The organism is Streptomyces sp. NPDC096205, from assembly GCF_044763135.1.
Classification (GTDB): Bacteria; Actinomycetota; Actinomycetes; order Streptomycetales; family Streptomycetaceae; genus Streptomyces.
The window spans coordinates 456,771-476,630 of the sequence record NZ_JBIWFS010000005.1; the positions used below are offsets into that span (position 1 = coordinate 456,771).

At 72.4% G+C, this 19,860-nt stretch carries 21 protein-coding genes; 8 read left to right on the plus strand and 13 right to left on the minus strand.

Translation table 11 applies throughout. The features are described 5' to 3' along the window. Positions 1-52: 52 nt before the first annotated feature. Positions 53-1,264 carry a 4-hydroxybenzoate 3-monooxygenase gene (locus tag ACIQ6Y_RS21260; RefSeq protein ID WP_404041130.1) on the minus strand — a complete coding sequence of 404 codons (1,212 nt, stop codon included), beginning with the start codon at positions 1,262-1,264 and terminating at the stop codon, positions 53-55. A 132-nt stretch (positions 1,265-1,396) separates the two neighbouring features. Continuing rightward, on the minus strand, positions 1,397-2,164 hold the full coding sequence (locus ACIQ6Y_RS21265; protein ID WP_404041133.1) for an IclR family transcriptional regulator: 768 nt from the start codon (positions 2,162-2,164) through the stop codon (positions 1,397-1,399). Positions 2,165-2,354: 190 nt separating this feature from the next. On the opposite strand from ACIQ6Y_RS21265, the gene ACIQ6Y_RS21270 reads away from it, so the two are divergent. Next, positions 2,355-3,443 carry a hypothetical protein gene (locus tag ACIQ6Y_RS21270; protein WP_404041136.1) on the plus strand — a complete coding sequence of 363 codons (1,089 nt, stop codon included), beginning with the start codon at positions 2,355-2,357 and terminating at the stop codon, positions 3,441-3,443. A 33-nt stretch (positions 3,444-3,476) separates the two neighbouring features. On the opposite strand, the gene ACIQ6Y_RS21275 is transcribed toward ACIQ6Y_RS21270, so the two are convergent. Then, a complete protein-coding gene (locus ACIQ6Y_RS21275; protein ID WP_404041139.1) occupies positions 3,477-3,863 on the minus strand; it encodes an HGxxPAAW family protein in 387 nt (128 codons plus the stop codon). Positions 3,864-4,026: 163 nt separating this feature from the next. On the opposite strand from ACIQ6Y_RS21275, the gene ACIQ6Y_RS21280 reads away from it, so the two are divergent. Further along, positions 4,027-4,467, plus strand: coding sequence for a MarR family winged helix-turn-helix transcriptional regulator (locus ACIQ6Y_RS21280; RefSeq protein WP_404041545.1), 441 nt, complete (start codon positions 4,027-4,029; stop codon positions 4,465-4,467). Positions 4,468-4,510: 43 nt separating this feature from the next. Here the strand turns inward: ACIQ6Y_RS21280 and ACIQ6Y_RS21285 are convergent, their stop codons facing one another. After that, positions 4,511-4,834 carry an antibiotic biosynthesis monooxygenase gene (locus ACIQ6Y_RS21285; protein ID WP_404041142.1) on the minus strand — a complete coding sequence of 108 codons (324 nt, stop codon included), beginning with the start codon at positions 4,832-4,834 and terminating at the stop codon, positions 4,511-4,513. After that, entirely contained in the window at positions 4,831-5,331 is a 501-nt protein-coding gene (locus ACIQ6Y_RS21290; RefSeq protein WP_404041145.1) for a hypothetical protein, read from the minus strand. The genes ACIQ6Y_RS21285 and ACIQ6Y_RS21290 overlap by 4 nt, the downstream gene beginning before the upstream one ends. A gap of 281 nt (positions 5,332-5,612) precedes the next feature. Here ACIQ6Y_RS21290 and ACIQ6Y_RS21295 point away from each other — a divergent pair, with 281 nt between their 5' ends. Continuing rightward, positions 5,613-6,692: a fatty acid desaturase family protein gene (locus ACIQ6Y_RS21295; protein ID WP_404041147.1), complete on the plus strand. Its 1,080-nt coding sequence runs from the start codon at positions 5,613-5,615 to the stop codon at positions 6,690-6,692. Positions 6,693-6,721: 29 nt separating this feature from the next. On the opposite strand, the gene ACIQ6Y_RS21300 is transcribed toward ACIQ6Y_RS21295, so the two are convergent. Together ACIQ6Y_RS21300 and ACIQ6Y_RS21305 are read right to left on the minus strand one after the other, a co-directional pair. Further along, positions 6,722-7,342 (minus strand): LysE family translocator, encoded by a 621-nt coding sequence (locus tag ACIQ6Y_RS21300; protein WP_404041150.1) that lies wholly within the window; start codon positions 7,340-7,342, stop codon positions 6,722-6,724. Beyond that, positions 7,336-8,556: a diaminopropionate ammonia-lyase gene (locus ACIQ6Y_RS21305; protein WP_404041153.1), complete on the minus strand. Its 1,221-nt coding sequence runs from the start codon at positions 8,554-8,556 to the stop codon at positions 7,336-7,338. The genes ACIQ6Y_RS21300 and ACIQ6Y_RS21305 overlap by 7 nt, the downstream gene beginning before the upstream one ends. Before the next feature lie 116 nt (positions 8,557-8,672). Here ACIQ6Y_RS21305 and ACIQ6Y_RS21310 point away from each other — a divergent pair, with 116 nt between their 5' ends. Further along, positions 8,673-9,590, plus strand: coding sequence for a LysR family transcriptional regulator (locus tag ACIQ6Y_RS21310; RefSeq protein ID WP_404041156.1), 918 nt, complete (start codon positions 8,673-8,675; stop codon positions 9,588-9,590). Between the two features lie 3 nt (positions 9,591-9,593). Here ACIQ6Y_RS21310 and ACIQ6Y_RS21315 read toward each other — a convergent pair whose 3' ends face one another. The 3 genes from ACIQ6Y_RS21315 to ACIQ6Y_RS21325 all read right to left on the minus strand — a co-directional run bounded on the left by ACIQ6Y_RS21315 (position 9,594) and on the right by ACIQ6Y_RS21325 (position 13,165). Continuing rightward, positions 9,594-10,877 (minus strand): hypothetical protein, encoded by a 1,284-nt coding sequence (locus tag ACIQ6Y_RS21315; protein ID WP_404041159.1) that lies wholly within the window; start codon positions 10,875-10,877, stop codon positions 9,594-9,596. Between the two features lie 101 nt (positions 10,878-10,978). Next, positions 10,979-12,271, minus strand: coding sequence for an alpha/beta hydrolase family protein (locus tag ACIQ6Y_RS21320; protein ID WP_404041162.1), 1,293 nt, complete (start codon positions 12,269-12,271; stop codon positions 10,979-10,981). 99 nt (positions 12,272-12,370) lie between these two features. Then, a complete protein-coding gene (locus ACIQ6Y_RS21325) occupies positions 12,371-13,165 on the minus strand; it encodes an MBL fold metallo-hydrolase (RefSeq protein ID WP_404041165.1) in 795 nt (264 codons plus the stop codon). 77 nt (positions 13,166-13,242) lie between these two features. Between ACIQ6Y_RS21325 and ACIQ6Y_RS21330 the strand changes: the two genes are divergently transcribed. After that, positions 13,243-13,848: a TetR/AcrR family transcriptional regulator gene (locus ACIQ6Y_RS21330; RefSeq protein WP_404041167.1), complete on the plus strand. Its 606-nt coding sequence runs from the start codon at positions 13,243-13,245 to the stop codon at positions 13,846-13,848. Positions 13,849-13,885: 37 nt separating this feature from the next. Here the strand turns inward: ACIQ6Y_RS21330 and ACIQ6Y_RS21335 are convergent, their stop codons facing one another. Continuing rightward, positions 13,886-14,500 (minus strand): dihydrofolate reductase family protein, encoded by a 615-nt coding sequence (locus ACIQ6Y_RS21335; RefSeq protein WP_404041170.1) that lies wholly within the window; start codon positions 14,498-14,500, stop codon positions 13,886-13,888. Positions 14,501-14,530: 30 nt separating this feature from the next. Further along, the gene (locus ACIQ6Y_RS21340) at positions 14,531-15,382 is read right to left on the minus strand and encodes a dienelactone hydrolase family protein (protein WP_404041173.1); all 852 of its coding nucleotides are present in this window, start codon (positions 15,380-15,382) and stop codon (positions 14,531-14,533) included. A 97-nt stretch (positions 15,383-15,479) separates the two neighbouring features. Between ACIQ6Y_RS21340 and ACIQ6Y_RS21345 the strand changes: the two genes are divergently transcribed. After that, the gene (locus tag ACIQ6Y_RS21345) at positions 15,480-16,457 is read left to right on the plus strand and encodes a GlxA family transcriptional regulator (protein WP_404041176.1); all 978 of its coding nucleotides are present in this window, start codon (positions 15,480-15,482) and stop codon (positions 16,455-16,457) included. A gap of 34 nt (positions 16,458-16,491) precedes the next feature. Here the strand turns inward: ACIQ6Y_RS21345 and ACIQ6Y_RS21350 are convergent, their stop codons facing one another. Next, complete coding sequence (locus ACIQ6Y_RS21350) at positions 16,492-17,406, minus strand: ADP-ribosylglycohydrolase family protein (protein WP_404041179.1); 915 nt, start codon at positions 17,404-17,406, stop codon at positions 16,492-16,494. 196 nt (positions 17,407-17,602) lie between these two features. On the opposite strand from ACIQ6Y_RS21350, the gene ACIQ6Y_RS21355 reads away from it, so the two are divergent. Both ACIQ6Y_RS21355 and ACIQ6Y_RS21360 read left to right on the plus strand, forming a co-directional pair. Next, a complete protein-coding gene (locus ACIQ6Y_RS21355; RefSeq protein ID WP_404041181.1) occupies positions 17,603-18,253 on the plus strand; it encodes a DUF4360 domain-containing protein in 651 nt (216 codons plus the stop codon). Between the two features lie 70 nt (positions 18,254-18,323). Further along, entirely contained in the window at positions 18,324-19,832 is a 1,509-nt protein-coding gene (locus ACIQ6Y_RS21360; RefSeq protein ID WP_404041184.1) for a TerD family protein, read from the plus strand. Positions 19,833-19,860 lie beyond the last annotated feature (28 nt).

Consider the following 19,860-nt stretch of genomic DNA (forward strand, 5'->3'; position numbering starts at 1 on the left):
CTAGTGGTTCGACGGGGTCAGGGGCGGGAGTTGGTGGCCCGGCTCCCCAACGTCAGCCGCGAGACCCCACAGGCCACCCCGTGTACTGCTCGGACAGATAGGTGCGCCCGGCGCGCGTGCCCACCACGTTGTCCAGCTCGCCCAGTTGGCGTCTGAGGTCGAACGGCGTGCTGCCGGGCGCGGTGTGCAGCAGTTGGGTCATCCAGTAGGAGAAGTTCTGGGCCCGCCAGATCCGCTGGAGGGCGCGCGGCTGGTAGTCGTCCAGCGCGGCCTCGCCCGCGCTGCCGAGCGCGCGCAGCAGCACGTCGGCGAGGACCTTCACGTCGTGCAGCGCGAGGTTGAGCCCTCGGGCGCCGGTCGGCGGCACGGTGTGCGCGGCGTCGCCCGCGAGCGTCATCGCGCCCCAGCGCATCGGCTCCTGGACGAACGAGCGGAACCTCAGCACGGTCTTCTCAAGAACCGGCCCCTCCTGGAGCCGGAAGCCGTCCTGCCCGGCCACCCTGGCCTGCAGCGTCTCCCAGATGCGGTCGTCCGGCCAGGCGTCGACGGACTCGTCGGGGCCGCACTGGAAGTACATCCGCTGTACGGCCTCGGTGCGCCGGCTGATCAGCGCGAACCCGTGCTCGGAGTGGGCGTAGACCAGCTCGGGCGCGCTCATCGGTGCCTCGGCCAGGATGCCGAACCACGCGAAGGGGTACTCCTTGCCGTAGCGCACGCGCCGGTCCTCGGGCACCAGATCGCGGCACATGCTGCGCGACCCGTCGGCCCCGACGACGTACCGTGCCCGTATCTCGTGGCGGGTTCCGTCGGGCGCGGTCCAGCGGACTCGGGGGTCACCGGTGGTGATGCCGAGCACCTCGGTGTCCTTGACGCCGAAGTGGACCGTGCCGCCGTCCCGGTCCCGGGCGTCGGCCAGGTCGATGAACACGTCGGTCTGCGGGTAGAGCCACACCGATTCGCCCACCAGCTGCTTGAAGTGGATGCGGTGCGGCCGGCCGCCGAACCGCAGCTCGATGCCCTCGTGTTCGTGGCCGTCGCGCAGGACCCGGTCGGAGACGCCGGTCTCGACCAGGTCCCGCGCCGCGTCGGCCTCCAGGATGCCGGCCCGCTGCGTCGTCTCGATCTCCCGCCGGGTGCGGGTGTCGACCACGATCGTCTCGACTCCCGCCCGCCCGAGCAGGTGCGCCAGCATCAGGCCGGCGGGACCGGCACCGATGACGGCGACGGGAACCGAGGCAACAGTGTCGACGGCGGCGTCGGCCATGGGCATCTCCTGAGCAGCTGCGAACCTTCCGGACACCCCGAACGTTGGCACCCGGGACCCGCACCGGTCGCCGCTGTTTCCGTCAGGCGGAAGCCCGCAGGAGAGGTCAGGCTGTCGTACGCGTACGCCAGGTCAAGCTGTCGTACGCGTACGTCGGCCGAGCTCGTCGGAGATCGCGTACGCGGCCCTCAGCAGCGGCTCGCGCAGCCCGCGGGCACGGCTCGCGCCACGTGCGGCCACGACGATCCCGAGCGCGGCGCTGACCGGCCCGGTCCGGCCGATGCGCACGGGGGCGGCCACCGCGACGGTGTCCTCCGAGAGCTGCCGGTCGCTGACGAAGACCCGTTCGCGGCGGATGCGGTCCAGCTGGGTGCGCAGTGTCTTCGGGTCGGTGACGGTGTGCGGGGTCCAGGCGCGCAGCGGGGACTGGAGGACCTCCTCCTGGAGCTCCCTCGGCGCGTGTGCCAGCAGCACCCGGCCCATTCCGGTGGAGCCGATGGGGAAGCGGGAGCCGACCATCGTCAGCAGCTCCACCGAGCGATGGCCGGCGATCCGCTCGACGAAGACGAGCTCGGTGCCCTCGCGCACGGCGAGCTGGATGTTCTCGTGGGTCGCCTCGTAGAGGTCCTGCATGAACGGCAGCGCCACATCCCGCAGGATCCTGGTGCGGGGGCACCCGGAGGCGATCTCCCAGAGCCTCAGCCCCACATGCCACGACCCGTCCTCGTCGCGCTCCAGCACTCCCCAGCCCGCCAGCTCCGCGACGACCCGGTGCGCGGTGCTCAGAGCCAGGCCCGTGCGCTGAGCGATCTCCGACAGGGTCTGCGACGGGTGCTCACGGTCGAAGGCCGAGAGGACCTGAAGGACTTTTCCTGCCGCCGTGCTCCGGGTTGTGCTCACGCGGCCAGTCTGGCAGACCGGCCGGTGGCTCCCCCTGGCAGCATCGGGCCTCATGGGCGCTCTCGCGGCACCGGCGTGCGGGGCGTCCCCGGGCGTGCCAGCATCGAGACAGGAGCGTCCGGCGGCCGGCTGCGCCGTTGCCGCCGTCCGGAAGCCGGGCCCGAGTCCGGCCGAATCCCGGGAGCCGCGCATGGGACTCTTTCCCGATGCCAAGCCCGAACTGATCGACCCCGATCCCGATCTCCAGCTGGCCTTCGACGCCGCGATGGCGGCCTTCGGACAGGGGCTGGAGAAGACGCCGATCGTCCTGGTGGCTCTGGAGGAGATCGAGCCGCACGATTTCGCGGGCCAGTTGGTGGAGGAGGTGCACTATTCGGCGAGCCTGTTGAAGGCCACCGCGATGTGGGCCGCGTTCGAACTCCGCCGGGCCGCCAACGAGCTCGTCGCGACCGCCGGTCCCGCACCGGCCGACACCCTCACGCTGTTGCGCGACACCTTCGGCAGAGAGATCGACGAGAACCGTGTCGCGCAGCTCGACGGCAAGAACCTCTCGGGTTTCCTGCTGCCCCGGTGGGACAAGGTGTTCCAGGTCCAGCCCGATGCCACGGTCAACTTCACGTCCGACTTCTTCGGGAAGCTCTTCGACGCGATCGTCGACGGCAACAACAGCGCCGCGGGCGAGGTGGTCCACGGGCTGGGCTTCGGCTATCTCACGAAGGCCGCCGCCACGGCCGGGTTCTTCGACGACGGTGCCGTCGAGCCACCGCAGACCGCGGACGGGATGTGGCTGTGCGGCGACTTCGGCAACGGCTTCCCGCCCCAGCGCATTCCGTGCGTCAACGACACGCCGGTGGCCCAGGCGACGTCCGCCTTCCAGATGGCCCGGCTGTTCACCTTCCTGGCCGCCGGTCCCGGCGCGGCGGCCGCTCCGGGTGTCGACCCCGGCCAGGCCCCCGACCCGGAGAACACACCGCTGGTCGACGCGTCGTCCGACGAGGCCATGCTCAAGCTCTTGTTCAACGCCGTGAACGTGCCCCGGCTGCACCTGTTCCTCAACCGGGACACCTCGGTGCAGTTCGTCACCTTCCAGTCGAAGATCGGTCTGGGGCCGCTGAACAACGGCACCAACGTGGCCTCGGAGGCGGCGATCATCAAGGAGGCCACGGCCGGCCGGCGTTTCGTCGCGGTCTTCCAGAACCGGACGTTCGTGAACGACGCGTCGATCGTCCCGGTGTCCCAGGTCATCGACGCGACCATCGCCAACTTCCTCTTCCCCTGACGACTTTCCCTGACGACTCCTCCTGACGACGTTTCACGCCGACGTCGATGCCGTGACCGGGCGCTCGGCGCCGACGGGCTCCGTCGCACCGGCGGGGTGAGCGTGAGGCACGCCCCGCCGCCCCGCCAGGCGGCACCCCAGGCAGCCGGGGTGCCCCGCTCGCGCGCCGGTGTCCCGGACGCGCCAGTCCCACTGCCCGGCCGGGCGCGGCCCGCTCGGCTTGCCCCAGCCCGCCAGGTGGAGCGCCCAGGTGGTCAGGAGCGCCAGGGCGAGTACGCCGACCCCGGCGCACACGAGCGGCCCCGAGGTCATGATCAGGCCGAGGCCGCACAGCGCGGACCCCAGGGTCGCCACGGCCACGCCGCTCCAGCCGGCGACCGTGTGCCCCATGTCGTACGCGTCGTCTCCGTGGATGAACATGATCGGGCTCCTCGAGAGCTGTGAAGATGAGGGGACGGCGACGGCCGCGAGCCGCCCCCGGAGAGAATTTATCTCACGAGCTAAGCAACTTAGATGCTAAGGGGAATTTGTGGAGCACCGCAAGGCGCGCCCGGCCGCGACGGGCGACCAGGCGCTCTACGCCATGGACCGGATGATCGCGACGGCACAGTTCGGTCAGCAGGACATCGCGCGCAGGCTCGGCCTCAACGTCACGGACCTCACCTGCCTGGGCTTCCTCATCGAGGCGTCCATGGCCGGCGAGAACCTGGTCGCAGGTGACCTGGCGGAGCGGGCGAGGCTGACAACCGGGGCGGTGACAGGTGTACTGAACCGGCTGGAGAAGGCCGGCTACATCCGCCGCGCCCCGGACCCGGGCGACCGCCGACGCGTGGTCGTGGTGATGGAGGAGACGGCGCAGGCACGCATCCTGGCGGTCTACGGCCCCGTGTACGAGCGCCTGGGCGCCCTCTTCGCCGACTACGGGGAGGAGGAGATCGCTGTGCTGACCGACTGGTTCACCCGCGCCCGCGGGCTGTTGGAGGAGGCGCTGCACGAGATCCGGGAACAGTCGCCGGACTCGTAGGGACAGAACGGCCGCGGCTCCGCGAGGGGCGCCAGGGTGCGGCTCAGCCGGGCTGCTCGCGGCGATCGAGCACCTCGTAGTGCGTCGATCGCCTGTCGAAGTCCAGGAGCACCGCCTGAGCCGCCGCCGGCACGTGCGCGCTCTCGTAGTCCTCGCCCATGAACGTCCGCACGGAGTCGATCGCGTCGAACCACATCAGGGTCATGAACTCGACGTCGTCCTCCCGCTCACGGCGGACGAGGTCGATCGACTGGAAGCCGGGAATGCGCCGCGCCTCGATCCCGGGAATCACCTGTCCCCGGACGATGCGCTCGTACGCGTCGGCGTTCTCCTTCGTGGTCCAGCCCCGCCACAGACGACAGATCATGCGCCGAGTGTAGGTGTGCCGGCGGGGCCGGACCAGGCAGGAAAGGCCGGCTTCGGCAGTGCCCTGCGCTCCCCCGTCCGCGGTCGCGGGGCGCGCTGCGCGAACACGGCCAGGCGCAGCACGAGATAGCGGCCGATCCCGACGAGGGCGGTGGCCGTCAGGTACACCGCCTGTTGCGGGACGAGACCGGCGTCGGGGCGGAGTGCGGCCAGCGCGGCGACCGCCGCGGAGGTGACCAGCCAGCCCGCGGCGATGGTGGCCCCGCTCTTCAGGTGCCCGGCCAGGCCGGGGCGTCCGTGGCCGAACGAGACGCGGGCGTGCAGTTCGGTGGTGACGACGGAGGAGGCCACGGTGGTCAAGGCGTTCGCCGCCACCCACGGCATCCACTGCGCGAGCACGACCAGTGCCGCGGAGGCGGCCAGGGTGACCCCGCAGCCGAGGGCGGCGAACCGGCCGAAGGCCGCCATGTGGTGGCGGATCAGCTGCGGACCCTGCATGGTGTTCCCCTCCCGGGTCGCGGCCCCTTCGTCCGGAGCCGGCGTCGTCGTATGCCGCGGAGCGTGCCCGGCGGACGATTCAGCGCGGCTTCAACGGGTTTTCAGGAGGGCGGGGTCGGTGAAACCGCCGCTGGTGGACCACGGCCCGGCCGGGTGGCAAGGGGGCAGGGCCCACCGCCCGATGGGGGTCAGCACCCCGGGCCGCCGTGGGGGTAGGCCCCCGTACGGGACGGGGACTGGCAGGCTGTTCCGGCCGGGCGGGGGTGCGCAGACTCGAGGGTATGACCATCTCTCAGCAGACCGTGGTGGCGGTCGCAGCGCCCGCCGCCCGATCCCGTACCTCCGACTCCCGAGCCGGAAGTGACTTCTCGCGGCTGTCCCGTCGTATCGCCGAGGCAGGACTGATGAGGCGCCGGCCCGGCTACTACACGGCACGGCTCGGTCTGGTGATCGGGCTGACTGCGGCCGCCTGGGGAGTGTTCCTCGCGCTCGGCGACAGCTGGTGGCAGTTGGCGGTGGCCGCCTTCCTTGCCCTGATGTTCGGTCAGATCGCCTTGGTGGCCCATGACTTGGCGCACCGTCAGGTGTTCGGGGGCGCGCGGACGAGCGCGACGTGGGGCCGGCTGTTCGGCAATCTCGGCATCGGCATGAGCTACGGCTGGTGGATGAACAAGCACACCCGCCATCACGCCAACCCCAACCACGAGGAACTCGACCCGGACGTCGCTCCGGACATCCTGGTGTGGTCCACCGAGCAGGCGCGCGACAGCCGGGGCCTGGCCCGCTTCATCGGCGGCCACCAGGCGTGGCTGTTCTTCCCGTTGCTGACGCTGGAGGGCTTCAACCTGCATGTCGCGAGCCTGCGGGCGCTGCGCTCGCCGTCCGTGAAGAACCGGCCGCTGGAGGCCGCGCTTCTGCTGCTCCACCTCGCGGTCTATCTGTCCGCGCTGTTCCTTGTGCTCTCGCCCGGCAAGGCGGTGGCGTTCCTCGCCGTGCACCAGTGCCTCTTCGGCGTCTATCTCGGCTGCACCTTCGCACCGAACCACAAGGGCATGCCCACGTTCCGCGGCGACGAACGGCCCGACTTCCTGCGCCGCCAGGTCCTCACCTCCCGCAACGTCCGCGGCGGCCGGCTCACCGATGTGCTGCTCGGCGGACTCAACTACCAGATCGAGCACCACCTGTTCCCGAGCATGCCCACCCCCCACCTGCGGCGCGCCCGGACCATCGTGCGGGCCTACTGCGCGGAGATCGGCGTGCCCTATCACGAGACCGGTCTCGTACGGTCCTACCGCGAGGCCCTCACCCACCTGCACCGCGTGGGAGAGCCGATCAGGCGCCGGCGCGGGGCAACGGCCTGACGCCGTACGGCGGTTGAGTCGCGGGCCGGTCAGCCGGCGGAGGTGGCGACCATGAGGCCGAAGCCGATGAGGACGACGCCCGTGGTCCGGCCGAGCGCGCGGCGGGTCCGCGGATGCCGGAGGACGTGTCCGGCCCTGGCCAGCAGGAGCACGTAACCGCTCAGCCAGGCAAGGGTGAGGACGGCATGGAGAAGGACCAGGAGCGTCATGGCCAGGGCCGCGGGCAGGCGGGGCGGGGCGAGCGTGGGCAGCAGGCCGGTGTAGAAGACGGCGATCTTCGGGTTGAGGACGTTGCCGACCAGGCCGGTCCGCCAGGGGCTGCCGGTGGTGGGGCGGGCATCGGAGTCCGCCGGGGCCTGGGCGGCACTGCGGTTCTGCCACAGTGCCTGTGCGCCCAGGAACACCAGGTAGCCGGCCCCGATCAGCTTGACCGCGAGGTAGGCCCCCGGCGACGCGGCGAGCACGGAGGCGAGTCCGGCCACGGTCAGCGCGCCCCAGAGCAGCAGCCCGGTCGCGATCCCGGCCACCGTCCGCAGCGCGTCCCCGGGGCCGGCCATGAGGGCCCGCCGGGTCACCACCGCCATGTCCGGGCCGGGCACGATCGTCAGCAGGCCGAGGACACCGAGCGCGGCGACGAGATGGGTCAGCACGCTGCCGGCCCCCTCCTGAGGGAGCCGGCCGAACCGGTCTCGGTCGTCGCATGCGGGTTGGCCGCGGCGCCCTCGGTGCTCAGCAGCACGACCACCGAGCCGGGTCCGAGACCCCATGCCGTACGACGTTCCCCGGCGCCTGCGCCGGTGAGCGCTGCCCGTGCACCGGCGAGTGCCGCGGCTCCGCAAGGGCCCGAAGAGACACCGGCCGCGGCCAGATCACCGGCCGCGCGGGCGCTGTCGGTGTCCGTGACGGCGACCGCCGCGTCCAGCCCGCCGCGCAGATGGGGCCAGGCGATGCTGGACGGGGTGCCACAGTTCAGCCCCGCCATCGTGGTCTCGCTCGTGCTGACGCTGACGGGTTCGCCGCGGACGAGGCTCTCCAGCACGCAGGGCGCGGCCTCGGGCTCCACGGCCAGCAGCGCAGGGGCGTGCCCGGAGGGGCGGCTGCGGTAGTGGGTGATCACGGCCTGGGCCAAGGAGCCGACCCCCACCGGTACGGCGACGAGGTCGGGGCCGCCGACGCACCCCGCGGCTGTCAGTTGTTCGTCGATCTCGGCGCAGAGGGTGGAGTAGCCCTCGACGATCCACCCCGGGATCCGCTCATATCCGGGCCAGGCGGTGTCCTGGAGCAGGATCGCGTCCGGCGCGGCAGCCGCCTCGGCCGCACGGCGCACTGCCTCGTCGTACGAGCCCGGGACCTCGGTGACCTGCGCCCCTTCGGCGACGATGGCCGCCACGGCCTGGGGATGCGGGCCCTGCGGAACGAAGACGTGGGCGCGCTGCCCGAAACGGTGTGCCATACGGGCCACGGCGCGGCCGTGGTTGCCGTCGGTGGCCGTCACCAGGGTGACCGGGCCGTCCACCGGGCAGTCCACCGGGCCGTCCACCGGGCCGTCCACCGGATCGGCCCCCGCGCCGTTCGCCACCCCCTTCGCCGCTCGTTCGGCAAGCGCGCGGTGGGTCGCCCAGGACGCGCCCAGCGCCTTGAACGCGGGCAGCCCCAGACGGCACGACTCGTCCTTGACGAAGACCTGGCCGACGCCCCACTCCCGCGCGAGCGACGGGACTTCGGTCAGCGGGGTGGGCGCGTGGTCGGGCAGCGAGGCGTGGAAGGCCCGCACCTCGGCGGGCGGCGGTGCACACCGCCAGGCGCGGGCACCGGGTTGCGCCCACCACGGCAACGTACGGGAGGAGGAAGGTCTCTCGGGCATGCGATCAGCGTGCCCGCGCTTTCTATAATCGGTCCAGCGAATGTTTTCGACCGATACCCATCGGAGAACGCGACCATTGCCGATCGCTTCGCGAGGGTGAGGAGAGCGGGCCTCCCATGTTCGATCTGCACCGACTGCGCCTGCTGCGGGAACTCAAGCACCGCGGCACCCTGGCAGCCGTCGCCGCCGCCCTGTCCTACGCCCCCTCCTCCGTCTCCCAGCAGCTCTCCCAGTTGGAGGCCGAGGTCGGTGTCCCGCTGCTGGAACCGGTCGGACGGCGGGTGCGGCTGACCGAGCAGGCGGAGATCCTCGTCGCCCACACCGAAGCCGTCCTCGAACGGCTGGAGCGGGCGGAGGCGGACATCGCCGCCTCTCTGACCGACCTGACCGGCACGCTGCGCATCGCCTCGTTCCAGACGGCCGCCCTGGCGCTGGTGCCGGCCGCGCTCGGCCTGCTGCGTGACCGGCACCCGCGCCTGCGCGTCCACCTCACGCAGATGGAGCCGGAAAGGGCCCTGCCCGCTCTCCAGGCCCGGGACTTCGACCTGGTCCTCGCCGAGGAGTACCCCGGCAACCCCAACCCTCGGTCCGCCGAACTCGAACAGGAGGACCTGCTCGACGACCCCCTGCACCTCGCGCTGCCGCAGCCGGTCGAGGCGGCCCCGACGGCCGCGCTGCGCTCGCTGGCGGAGCACCCCTGGGTGATGGAACCCGAGGGCACGGCCGCACGGCACTGGGCCATGACCCTGTGCCGCAACGCCGGTTTCGAGCCCGACGTACGGTTCGAGACCACCGACCTCCTGCTCCACCTGCGGCTCGTCGAACACAAGCAGGCCGCGGCGTTCCTGCCCGGCCTCGTCTGGAGCGGACAGCCCACGACCGTGGCCCTGGCGCAGCTCCCCCGAGGGCAGCGCACCCGCCGCATCTTCACCGTCGTACGGCGTGGCCGTGGGCGGCACCCTGCCGTGCGGGCGTGCCGTGAGGCCCTGCTTGAGGCGGTCGCCCTGAGCGACTCCCGGGCAGGTCGTCGGTGACCGTCAGCAAGCCTCTCCCAGGTGGCGCAGGGCCTCTCGGAAGTCGTCGAGGGCGGGGCCGAACTCACCGACAGCGGCGCGGAAAGTCGACCGGTCGACGAGGACCGCGGCCAGGAGCCGCGCTCCACGCCCCGGATCGTGCTCGTGCAACCGGCGGGCCAGACCGACTCCTTCGCCGAACAAGGGACTGACTCGCTCCGCGAACAGATGGGTGCGCTCCACCCAGTGGACGACGGAACGGACGGTCAGCACCCGCTGGAGCCGGACCAGTTCGGCCAGGTGCCGGTCCGGGTCCGCGTCGGCCCGCGCGGCGAGGGCGTCCACCTCCGCGCGGAGGGTGGCGCGGCTGTCGGCGTAGCGCCGCTTGACGTCGGGCGACCATCCCATGGGCGTGGCGCCGAAGGGCGGACGCGGCTCTCCGGCGGCGGGTCGCTCGCTGTCGGCGCCGGAGCAGGAGAGCAGGACCGCCCAGAACGAAGCCTGGTAGCCGCTCCAGGACTTACGCTCCCCGGTGGCGTCCAGCTCGGTCAGGACGGCGAGCGCCTCCTGCCGCACGGCGGCGGCCTGTGAGCCCCGGTCGTAGGTGTCGAGCAACTGCGCGTACCCGATCAGCGAGTAGAGGTGGCAGACGATCGAGCCGCGGTCGCCGACGGCCTCGTCCGCTTCCATGCCGACGAGTGTCCGGTACGCGGCGAGCGCTTCGTCGGGCCGGCCGGCGTCGTGGAGCGCGGCGATCCACTCCACCAGTGACCAGGCAAGACTGCCGTCACTTGGCCCGTCGGGGAGGATCGCCGCGACCCACTCGGTCAGGGCGTCGGCGGCCTCGGCGTACCGGCCCTCCTCGGAGCAGCCGGCCGCCCAGTCACGCAGTCCCCTGACCACAGGGCTGCCCGAACGCTCGGCCTGCGCACGGCCGATGGAGAGCATCTCGGCACGCAGGGCGAGTCCTTCGGCGCGCCGGCCCACGTCGTACAGCTCTCTCTGGCACGCGTCGAGCGCTCGGTACAGCAGGTCGGTCCGGGCGGGTTCGGCCGGGTCGACGGTCCTGGCGACGGCGACCGCCTCCTCGCACAGTGCCAGAGAGGCCGGGTGCCGCCGGCCCGAGTCGGTGTCGTACGTCAGGCGCAGGAGCGCGTTGACCAGCCGGGGCAGATAGGAGGCGGGGCTGACCCGGGCGAGTACCCGGTAGGCGTCGACCTCCTCTCGTGGGGTGCGGCGTCCCGAGGCGAGCAGTATGTTCCGTGCCCGGATGATCGTGTCCTGATCGACTTTCCCCCTGTGATCCATAGCGAGGATTCTGGGCGCCCCGGGAAAGGCCGGACAAGCCTGGCGGGCTGTGCCGTTCGTCCTACGCAAACGGCCTCTGACCTGTCATGATGGGTGTGTCTTCACTCCCCTCTCCACTCCCCCGCCCGGTCGATGAACTCAACCTCCGGGAAGGCGGGTGAGGGGCCGTCGAAGAGGCCGTGGTCCGGGCGGTGCCGCAGGTGCGAGTCGAGGAAGGCGCCGAGGTAGGTGCGCTGGACGTGCAGGCTGCGGGCGGCAGCCACCGTGCCGACGGCTTCGCGGAGCCTTTCTGTCGGCATCGCGCCCGCCTCCGCGATCCGGGGAAGCTGGGCCTGCAGGTCCGTGTAGGAGTAGTGGCTCGCCGAGAGCATCTGGATGTTGCAGCGCCAGCCCCGCAGGTGCTGCCAGAACGTGGCGAGGGCGGGGTGGCGGCTGTTCCCCAGGATGCTGCTCATCAGCAGGAAGGGGCGGTCGAGGCCGTCGTCGACGACGGTGCCCACGGAATCGGGGCCCGAGCCCGTCCCGCCGTCGAGGTTCGCCCCGGCGACGATCCGTTGGTCGTCGTGCATCACCTGCGCGGTGGTGGCCCCGCCGAGCGAGTGGCCGAACATGCCGATCGCGGACAGGTCCAGGCTCCGGGCCAGCCGCGCCGGCAGCGGCCGCCGGGACGCGTCCGGGGCGGCGCCCGCGTTCAGTGCCTCCAGGCAGTCGAGGACGAACCGTACGTCGGCCACGCGCACGTCCACCAGCGCGCGCAGTCCCCGTGTCTCCGTCGCGGGCTGCTTCTCCTCCAGCCGGCCACCGGGGAACTCCACCGCAAGTGACTCGTGGGTGTGGTCCACGGCCACCACGACGTAGCCCCGGCTCGCGAGGTCCTCCGCCAGGACCGTGCCGAAGCCGCGCGGCACGTCCTTGCCCGGCGAGTACAGCACGACGGGCAGGCCGCCGCGCTGCCGCAGCACCGGCGCGCCGACGACACTGTGCGTGGGGGTGGGCGCCCAGTCGACGCCACCCGCCCGGATGGAGAACTCCTTCTCCGCCAGCGCCCCGAACCGCGCCGCCGTCCCGGCGGGCAACTGCGGTGCCACGCCCTTCCCGTGCCCCGGCCGGGCCGGGTACCAGAGGCTGACCATCAGCTCCCGCCTGCGCGTCGGCGACACCCAGGGGTCGCTGCGTGAGGCGTCCACCAGGTGCATCGACGTCGTACCGACGCTGTACGGTCCGGTGGGCGCGGGCAGGACCAGGGTGAGGGGCGCGCGGTCCCTCCCCGGGTGTCTGCGGGCCGTCGCCGCCTGTGCGGTGCCGGCGCCTACGGCGGGAGTCAGCAGGGCGAGGCCGAGCGCGCCGGCGACGCGGCGACGCGTGGGGTTCTGGGACTGGTCGTTGTCGTCCATGGCTCGACGCTACGGACGGGCCCACCGGCCCCACATCGTCCCCGGCGCGCGGCCGGCTCCCCCGCGCGGCGGAGCCGGCCGTCAGCCCCTCGCCGGATCTCAGATCGTCAGTTCCTCACCGAGCCGGGGTGTGAGGACCTCGTACGTCTCGTCGGAGGCGGCGTCGAGGAAGCGGGCCAGTTCGTCCGGCTGGGTGCTGTAGAAGCCGTCGAGGTGGAATCCGTCGTAGTGGATGGGTATCGCGGCCCTGGCCCCCAGCAACCGGGCGGCGAGCGCCGCGTGTTGCGCGTCGAGCGTCGCGGGACGAGGACTCGGCGGCCGGCAGTGCGGGAAGCAGACGGTGGGGCCGTTGATGGGGGTCAGCACCGCGTCGAACGGGCCGTAGCGATGGGCGGCGCGCCACCAGTAGCCGTGGAACATGCTGTCGCCGAGGTGGATCACCCGCTTGCCTCCGGCCTCGATCGCCCAGGACACCTGGGGATCTCCGATGGCGTCGACAGCGGGCACGGCGGCGATGGTGAAGGGCCCGATCGTGCGGGTCTCCCATATCGCCATCGCACGCCTGGGCAGCTCGTGCGCGTCGAGTTCGCCGTCCGCCTTGAGGGTCCACAGGTTCTCGTGGTCGTCACCGCCGAACGACTGCGGGTGCAGGACCTCCGCGCCGGGACGCAGGGCTCGGGCGAGCGCGCCGGCGTCCGTGTGGTCGCGGTGGAGATGTGTGCAGAGCCCCGCGCTCACGTTCCCTTCCGTGCGTGGACGGACGACCTTCGGCAGGGGTGCCGAGAGCGGGGTTCCCTCCAGGACTCCCTCAGGTCGGCCGAGGAGGTCGACGACCACGCTCTCGCCCTCGGCTTCGAGTTCCACTCCGGCCCAGCCCAGCCAACGGACATGCATCGGTCCACCCACTCCTCGCTTTAGCGTACGGTCGTTCGCCAAAAATTAGCACACGGACGTTCGCTAAACTGGGCTGCATGAGGAGATCGGCCGACGAGGCCCAACGCACCCGTGACCGCATCGTCAGCACCGCCGTGACCCAGGCGTCCGGCGCGGGCCTGTCCGGTCTGACCATCGGCTCCCTCGCGGAGGCGCTGGGCATGAGCAAGGCCGGAGTGGTGGGCCCCTTCGGGTCCCGGGCGGAGCTGCAACTCGCCGCGCTGGCCAAAGCGGTGGAGATGTTCACCGAAGCCGTCGTCACGCCGGGCCTCGCGGCCGAGCCCGGCCTGGCACGCCTGCACACGGTGATCGACCACTGGTGCGACTACCTCGCCGACAGCCCTTTCCCCAACGGCTGCTTCGTGACGGCCGCCTCCTGCGAACTGGACGGCCGGCCGGGCGAGCTGCGCACCTACCTCCGGGACGTCGTCGTCCGCTGGCGGCTCTTCCTGCGCGAGCAGATCGCGACCGCCCAGTCCGCCGGGGACCTCCGCACGGACCTCGACCCGGACGACCTCGTCTCCGGGCTGGCGGGCCTCGCCATGTCGGTCAACCAGGAGATCCAGCTGCTCGGCGACGACAGGGCGGCGGCACGCGGACGCGGCCTGATGTACGCCCTCGTCGGCGGAGAGCGGCGCCCCTGAGGCGCCGTCGGTCGCCCGACCCGACGTGACGAGGCGGTCAGCGGACGTCGTACGTCAGGTGCGTCGCGGTAGTCGTCGCGATCACGGTCCGCTGCACCAGGGCGCGTGGCGCCCGGCCGGTGAACAGGGGTGTCCCGGCGCCCAGCACGACGGGTGCGAGGTGCAGCGACAGCGTGTCGACCAGCCCGGCGTCGAGCGCCGAGCCGACCGTGGCGCCGCCGCCCATCAGGACGACGTCCAGGTCCCTGCCACTGTCCGACGACGCCGCCTCTGCGCGTTCGCGCGCGGCGGCGACGGCGTCGGCCAGGCCCGTGGTGACGAACGTCCAGTCGAGGTCGCTGAGCCGCACCGACTCCGGCGGTGAACTCGTCACCACGACGAACGCGGGCTTGCCCACCTCGCCGGCGCCGTAGCCGGTGGTGTCGTCCCAGCCGTGCGGCCCGTCGACCACGTCGAAGAGCCTGCGCCCCAGGACGACGGCCCCCGAGCGGGCCGTCGCCTCACGCAGGACCCGGCGGTCGTCCGGGTCGTCGGAGAACGCCCAGGTGTGCAGGGCCTCACCGCCCGTGCCCAGGCCGTTGTCCGGCCCGGGGTCGGGCCCGGTGACGTAGCCGTCGAGGGAGACCGAGATGTCGGCGACAATGCGAGTCATACCAGGGCAGACTCTCCCGGCCGCCCAAACTCATCGCGGCTGCCGGCGGTCACCGGCCGGTGCGACACGCCCCAGCCGTTGCGCCAGGAACGCCAGGATCTCGTCGCGGGCCCGCACCGTGGGGTGCCCCTCCTGGTCGACGAGGTGGGCCGTGACGACGCTGTGGGCGCAGCCGACGATGTCGCGGAAGAACGGAGGCGGGTCCGTGTTCGCGGCCTCGGCGGGCAGGACCCGGCCGTCGAAGGCGTCGCCGAGGAGCGCCCGGTAGGCCGCGAAGCGCCGGCCGGTGCACCACTTGTCGTTCTCGAAGCGGTAGGCGAGCACCGTCAGCCCGTCGCGTCGGACCCGTTCGGCCACCGCGGCGGCGTCCTCGTCGTCCATCTCCAGGCCGCCGGGATCGTCCAGCGGCAGGGACGGATGGTTCACCACCGGAGCGACGACGGCCGGTTCGAGGGCCATCGTCAGGGCGAAGTTCCCGGTGAAGCACAGTCCGACGGCGCCGACACCGGGCCCGCCGCACTCCGCGTGCGCCAGCCGCGCCAGGCCGCGCAGCCAGGTGACCACGGGGCTGGTCCCGCCACCCGCGAACGCGCGGAACTCGGCGCTCACGCAGGCCCTCCGCACCACGGTCTCGAACGCCTCCGCACGGGGACAGGCCCCGTCGACGCCGAACAGCGACGGCACGTACACACGAAAGCCCGCCTCCCTCGTCCAGCGGGCGAACCGGGCGACGTCGGGACTGATGCCGGGCATCTCCGGCATGAGGACGACAGCCGGGCCCGTACCGGTGACGTAGACGCGTTTCCCGACGCCGTCCACCTCGACGGACCTGCGCTCGAAGTCGTCCAGAGGGTCGTCGTACTGCCCTTGCTCGGTTGTCATGACCGGCAGCTTGGCGGCAGGCTGTGGCCGTCGAGAAGCGGCGATATCGCCAGTGAGCCTGGCTGTATCGCCATGCGTCGTCCAACGGGGGTGCGGCATGGGGCCGTTGCGGGTGAGCGTGCTGGCCTATCCCGGCTGCTTCGCGTCGGAGGTGTACGGCGTCCTGGACCTGCTCACGATGGCCGGACATGTCGCCGCCGCCCAGGGGGCGACCGAGCCGTCCTACGCGGCTTCGGTGGTGTCGCCGCGCCGGCGGGTCGTCGCGTCCGGCGGCTCCCCGCTCCACTGCTCGGCGCTCCGCCCGGCGGACGTGCTGATCGTCCCGGGGTTCGAGACGCCCCCCGGCGGGGACCTCGACGCCACGCTCGCGCGCCTGGCGCCCGAGACCGCCGCGATCCGGGAGCAGGCGGGAGCGGGGACCGCGGTGGTGTCGATCTGCGTCGGGGCCTTCCTGGTCGCGGACGCCGGACTGCTCCAGGGCCGCCGCGCGACGACGTCGTGGCTGTACGCGGACGGGTTCGCGCGCCGCTACCCCGACGTGTGCCTGCGCCCCGAGCAACTGGTCGTGACCGACCGGGGCGTGACTACCACGGCCGCCTTCAGCGCCATGTACGACTTCGCCCTGCGCTTCGTCCGTGAGCACGACGGCCCGCGCGTCGCCCGCGGCACCGCCCGCATCGCCCTCCTCGACGAGACCCGGTCCACGCAGGCGCCGTACGTGGACACGGATCTGCTGCCGACCGTCGGGCACGGCTTCTCACTGGACGTCATGCGGCGCCTCGACCAGGACCTCGCCGCTCACTACGACCTGCCCGCGCTGTCCCGGGAGTTCGGCGTCAGCTCCCGGACCATGCTCCGGCGCTTCAAGGGCGAGACCGGCCGGACTCCCCTCTCGTACCTGCACACCGCGCGGGTGCGCCGGGCCCGGCACCTGCTGGAGACGACCGACCGGACCGTCGCCGCCGTCGCCGCCGACGTCGGCTACCGCGATCCGGGCACGTTCACCCGCATCTTCGTCCGCCACACCGGTCGACGGCCGAGCGCGTACCGCAGCTCGTTCCGCCGCCGCGACTGACGCGACGCGCACGCTCCTCGGGGCGCGGAACCGGTCACGCCGACGCCACGACCGGCGGCAGCGGTTCGCGGGCCGCGTGCCAGGCGGCGGGCAGGGCGGTGACGCCGGTGCGCGCGGCGATCACCCCGCCCGCGATGGCGCAGGTGGTGTCGATGTCACCGCGGCCGGCGACCGTGAACCACAGGCCCTCGTGCAGATCGTCGAGGTGACCGGCCGCGCACCACAGGGCGTACGGGACCGTGTCGGGCCCCGACATCCGGTAGCCGGAGCCCAGGACCTCCGCCGCATGCCGGACCGAGGTGCGCTCCGGCATGCGGGCGGCCATCCGCAGCCCTGATCGGACGTCGCTGTCGGGCAGCCGTTCGGCGACGGCCCGGAGGAAGCCCGGCCGTGCCGGGGCCGGGCCGCCCCGGCTGCGGGTGGCCAGCGCGGCGGCGAGGGCGACCGCCACCGCCCCTGCGACCGCCTCCGGGTGGTGGTGCGAGACCGCGCCCTGGCGGGCGGCCTGCTCGGCGACCGCGTCGAGGTCGCCGGCGTGCCAGGCGCCGAGCGGGGCGACGCGCATGGCCGCGCCGTTCCCCCAGGAGCCCTGGCCCCCGAACTGTCCCCCGACCACTTCCCGCCAGGGCTCCCCCGCACCGATCCGCCGGAGCACGTCATGCATCGAGGCGCCGTAGCCACGGTGCGTGTCGTCGGCGTACGCCTGCGCGAAGCGCAGGGCCAGGCGGTCCTGGTCGACGACGCCGCCGCCCTCGACGAGTTCCCGGACGAGGACGACCGCCTGCGCGGTGTCGTCGCTCCACCGCCACAGCTGCTCGGGCGGCAGCGTCCGCGCTTCGAGCCATGCCGAGCCGTCCCGGCGCAGGATGCCGAACCAGCGGTCGCCGAAGGCGTCACCGAAGGCGAGACCGTGCAGCGAGTCGAGTGCGGCGGCGGGCACGTTGATCATCGGAGCAGTATCTCAGCGGACGGTGTGAACGGGCCGGGGTGAATGGCCGGAGTTCCCCCTGGGCGCATTCCAGGCGGCTTTCTACGATGCGACCGCCCCGGTTCTTCACAGCAACTTCATTGATTCTTCACGGAATTGAGCTGAGGAGCTGCCGGGCACATCCACCCCCCACCGATCCGAGCGAAGGGGAGAGACCATGACAGGTGGGCTGCTCCTGGGCGGCGCTGTCGCCGTTCTCGTCGCCAACGTCCTGCCGGCACACAACCCGTCCACCGGGTTCGTCGACCCGCCCCCGGACAAGATCGTCATCAACGTCGCCACCGTGAACGGCTCGGGCTGCCCGGCGGGCACCGCCGCCGTCGCCGTCTCCGAGGACAACACCGCCTTCACGGTGACCTACAGCGACTACCTCGCCCAGGCCGGAGGCAACTCCGACCCCACGGCGTTCCGCAAGAACTGCCAGCTGAACCTGATCGTCCACGTCCCCCAGGGCTTCACGTACGCCATCGCCAGCGCCGACTACCGCGGCTTCGCCTCGCTCCAGCCCGGCGCCACCGCCATCCAGCGGGCCTCGTACTACTTCCAGGGCTCGTCGCAGACGGCGTTCATCAACCACCCCTTCTCCGGCGCCTACAACGACAACTGGCAGGCCACGGACGTCACCGACTGGGCGCAGCTGGTCTGGGCGCCGTGCGGGGTCCAGCGCAACTTCAACATCAACACGGAGATCCGCGTCAACGCGGGTACGTCCGCCCCGGGCAGGGTCAGCTTCATGACGATGGACTCGACCGACGGCGACATCAACACCGTGTACCACATGGCATGGAAGGAGTGCCCGGGCAGGTGAAGGGAGAGGGCCGCTCGCCGAGCGGGCGGCCCTGCTCGGTTCCGCGCTGGGCCGGTGTCAGGATGCCGGTATGACGATCATACTCAAGGGGGCCAACACCCCCTTGCCCAAGGGCCCGTTCCGTATCACCGTGGCCCGCGAGGACCGGCCGGGCACTCCCCTGGTGGCCGCCGCGGCGGTACTGCTGGACGCGATGGGCCGGGTCCGCGGGGAAGCCGATGTGGTGTGGGGGGACCGGCCCTCGCACCCCTCGGGCGCCGTACGGCATCTGGGCGGGGCGGCTCAGGACGGACTCCTCGTCCAGCGGCTCGAGGTGGACGAGGAGGCGGTGGAGGCCGCCGTGCAGCGGGTCCTGGTCGTCGTGTTCGCGGCGGGCGGGACGTTCGGCGAGGTCGCCGGGCTGTTCGTGGAGGTGTCCGGCGGAGAGGGCCGGCGGGTGGCGCGGTACGAGGTCGCGAACGCCGACGGGGAGAGCGCGCTGGTGCTCGGCGAGTGCTACCGCCGCGAGGGAGCCTGGCGCTTCCGTGCCGTGGGTCAGGGGTACAGCGCCGGCCCGGCCGCGCTCGCCGCCGACCACGGCATACCCGCGCAGGCCCTCCCGACCGCACCGGTACCGGGCCCGGCGATGACCGAGGTCCACAAGGGGGCTGCCCTGGCCCCGGGTGAGGTCCTGGGTCCGGCCACGGGCGACACCCCGCCGCCGAGGTACGAGAAGACGCCCGCGCAGGAGCACCACCGCACGCCGCAGCACGCCCAGTCCCTGGACACCGTCGTCCACGAGGGGCACGGCAAGCAGGAACTGACCCTGGTGAACCCCGAACCCGGCCGGCCGGCGGTGGTGGAGTTCGAGCGGACCCGGGTGCCCGAGCCGCACAGCTGGTTCTGGCTCTGGCGGCTCGACGACAAGGGCGAGGTGGACGAGCTGAGCATCTTCTCCAGCACCAGGGACGCGCGGGGGCAGCTGCTGGTGTTCGCCAAGGGCGAGCCAGAGGTGCGGCTGAGGGTCGAGAGCTCGGGCGACTGGCGGCTGCGGGTCCGTCCGTTCGACTCGGTGCAGACCCTGACCGGGCACGCCGCGGGACGGGGACAGGCCGTCCTGCGTTACGAGGGGCCGCCCGCCCTGCTCCGGGTCACCTGCGAAGGTCCCGAGAACATCATCAGCTACGTGCACACCGTCCACCCGGACGGCACCAGCGACCGGGCCGGGGCGATCGGCACCCGGCGGTCGATGACCGGCCCGCTCGCCGTGGGGCCCGAGGGCTGGTGCCACGTGGTCGTGAAGCTGGACCACGCGGCCTCCTGGAAGCTGGAGGTACTGCCCCTGGACGACGTACGCGAGGTGAGGCGGGAGCTGTCCGGTTACGGCTGGGAGCTGGTGCGGCTGACCGGCTCCGCCGCCGCCAAGGTGAAGGTCCGCCTCGACTCCGAGGCCGAGTCCGACACCATCGTGCTGGCCACCGTGGACGCCCACCTGCGCCCGCAGAAGCAGTTGTGCGGCAAGCCCGGCGTCTACACGGTCCCGCCCGGCCTGATCGCGGTCCGCGCCCACGAGAAGTGGAGTCTGAAGGTCCGCCGCTGACCGGTGGTCGCCGTCCGGGGCCCTTGTC

Bases quoted from the DNA above. Each gene is read 5' to 3' on its own strand.
- ACIQ6Y_RS21350 (WP_404041179.1), bottom strand. From the start codon at position 17,406: ATGATCAACGTGCCCGCCGCCGCACTCGACTCGCTGCACGGTCTCGCC.
- ACIQ6Y_RS21305 (WP_404041153.1), bottom strand. From the start codon at position 8,556: ATGCCCGAGAGACCTTCCTCCTCCCGTACGTTGCCGTGGTGGGCGCAA.
- ACIQ6Y_RS21335 (WP_404041170.1), bottom strand. From the start codon at position 14,500: ATGACTCGCATTGTCGCCGACATCTCGGTCTCCCTCGACGGCTACGTC.
- ACIQ6Y_RS21315 (WP_404041159.1), bottom strand. From the start codon at position 10,877: ATGGATCACAGGGGGAAAGTCGATCAGGACACGATCATCCGGGCACGG.
- ACIQ6Y_RS21360 (WP_404041184.1), top strand. From the start codon at position 18,324: ATGACGATCATACTCAAGGGGGCCAACACCCCCTTGCCCAAGGGCCCG.
- ACIQ6Y_RS21295 (WP_404041147.1), top strand. From the start codon at position 5,613: ATGACCATCTCTCAGCAGACCGTGGTGGCGGTCGCAGCGCCCGCCGCC.
- ACIQ6Y_RS21345 (WP_404041176.1), top strand. From the start codon at position 15,480: ATGGGGCCGTTGCGGGTGAGCGTGCTGGCCTATCCCGGCTGCTTCGCG.
- ACIQ6Y_RS21285 (WP_404041142.1), bottom strand. From the start codon at position 4,834: ATGATCTGTCGTCTGTGGCGGGGCTGGACCACGAAGGAGAACGCCGAC.
- ACIQ6Y_RS21340 (WP_404041173.1), bottom strand. From the start codon at position 15,382: ATGACAACCGAGCAAGGGCAGTACGACGACCCTCTGGACGACTTCGAG.
- ACIQ6Y_RS21280 (WP_404041545.1), top strand. From the start codon at position 4,027: ATGGACCGGATGATCGCGACGGCACAGTTCGGTCAGCAGGACATCGCG.
- ACIQ6Y_RS21310 (WP_404041156.1), top strand. From the start codon at position 8,673: ATGTTCGATCTGCACCGACTGCGCCTGCTGCGGGAACTCAAGCACCGC.
- ACIQ6Y_RS21325 (WP_404041165.1), bottom strand. From the start codon at position 13,165: ATGCATGTCCGTTGGCTGGGCTGGGCCGGAGTGGAACTCGAAGCCGAG.
- ACIQ6Y_RS21290 (WP_404041145.1), bottom strand. From the start codon at position 5,331: ATGCAGGGTCCGCAGCTGATCCGCCACCACATGGCGGCCTTCGGCCGG.
- ACIQ6Y_RS21320 (WP_404041162.1), bottom strand. From the start codon at position 12,271: ATGGACGACAACGACCAGTCCCAGAACCCCACGCGTCGCCGCGTCGCC.
- ACIQ6Y_RS21270 (WP_404041136.1), top strand. From the start codon at position 2,355: ATGGGACTCTTTCCCGATGCCAAGCCCGAACTGATCGACCCCGATCCC.
- ACIQ6Y_RS21275 (WP_404041139.1), bottom strand. From the start codon at position 3,863: ATGTTCATCCACGGAGACGACGCGTACGACATGGGGCACACGGTCGCC.
- ACIQ6Y_RS21330 (WP_404041167.1), top strand. From the start codon at position 13,243: ATGAGGAGATCGGCCGACGAGGCCCAACGCACCCGTGACCGCATCGTC.
- ACIQ6Y_RS21260 (WP_404041130.1), bottom strand. From the start codon at position 1,264: ATGGCCGACGCCGCCGTCGACACTGTTGCCTCGGTTCCCGTCGCCGTC.
- ACIQ6Y_RS21355 (WP_404041181.1), top strand. From the start codon at position 17,603: ATGACAGGTGGGCTGCTCCTGGGCGGCGCTGTCGCCGTTCTCGTCGCC.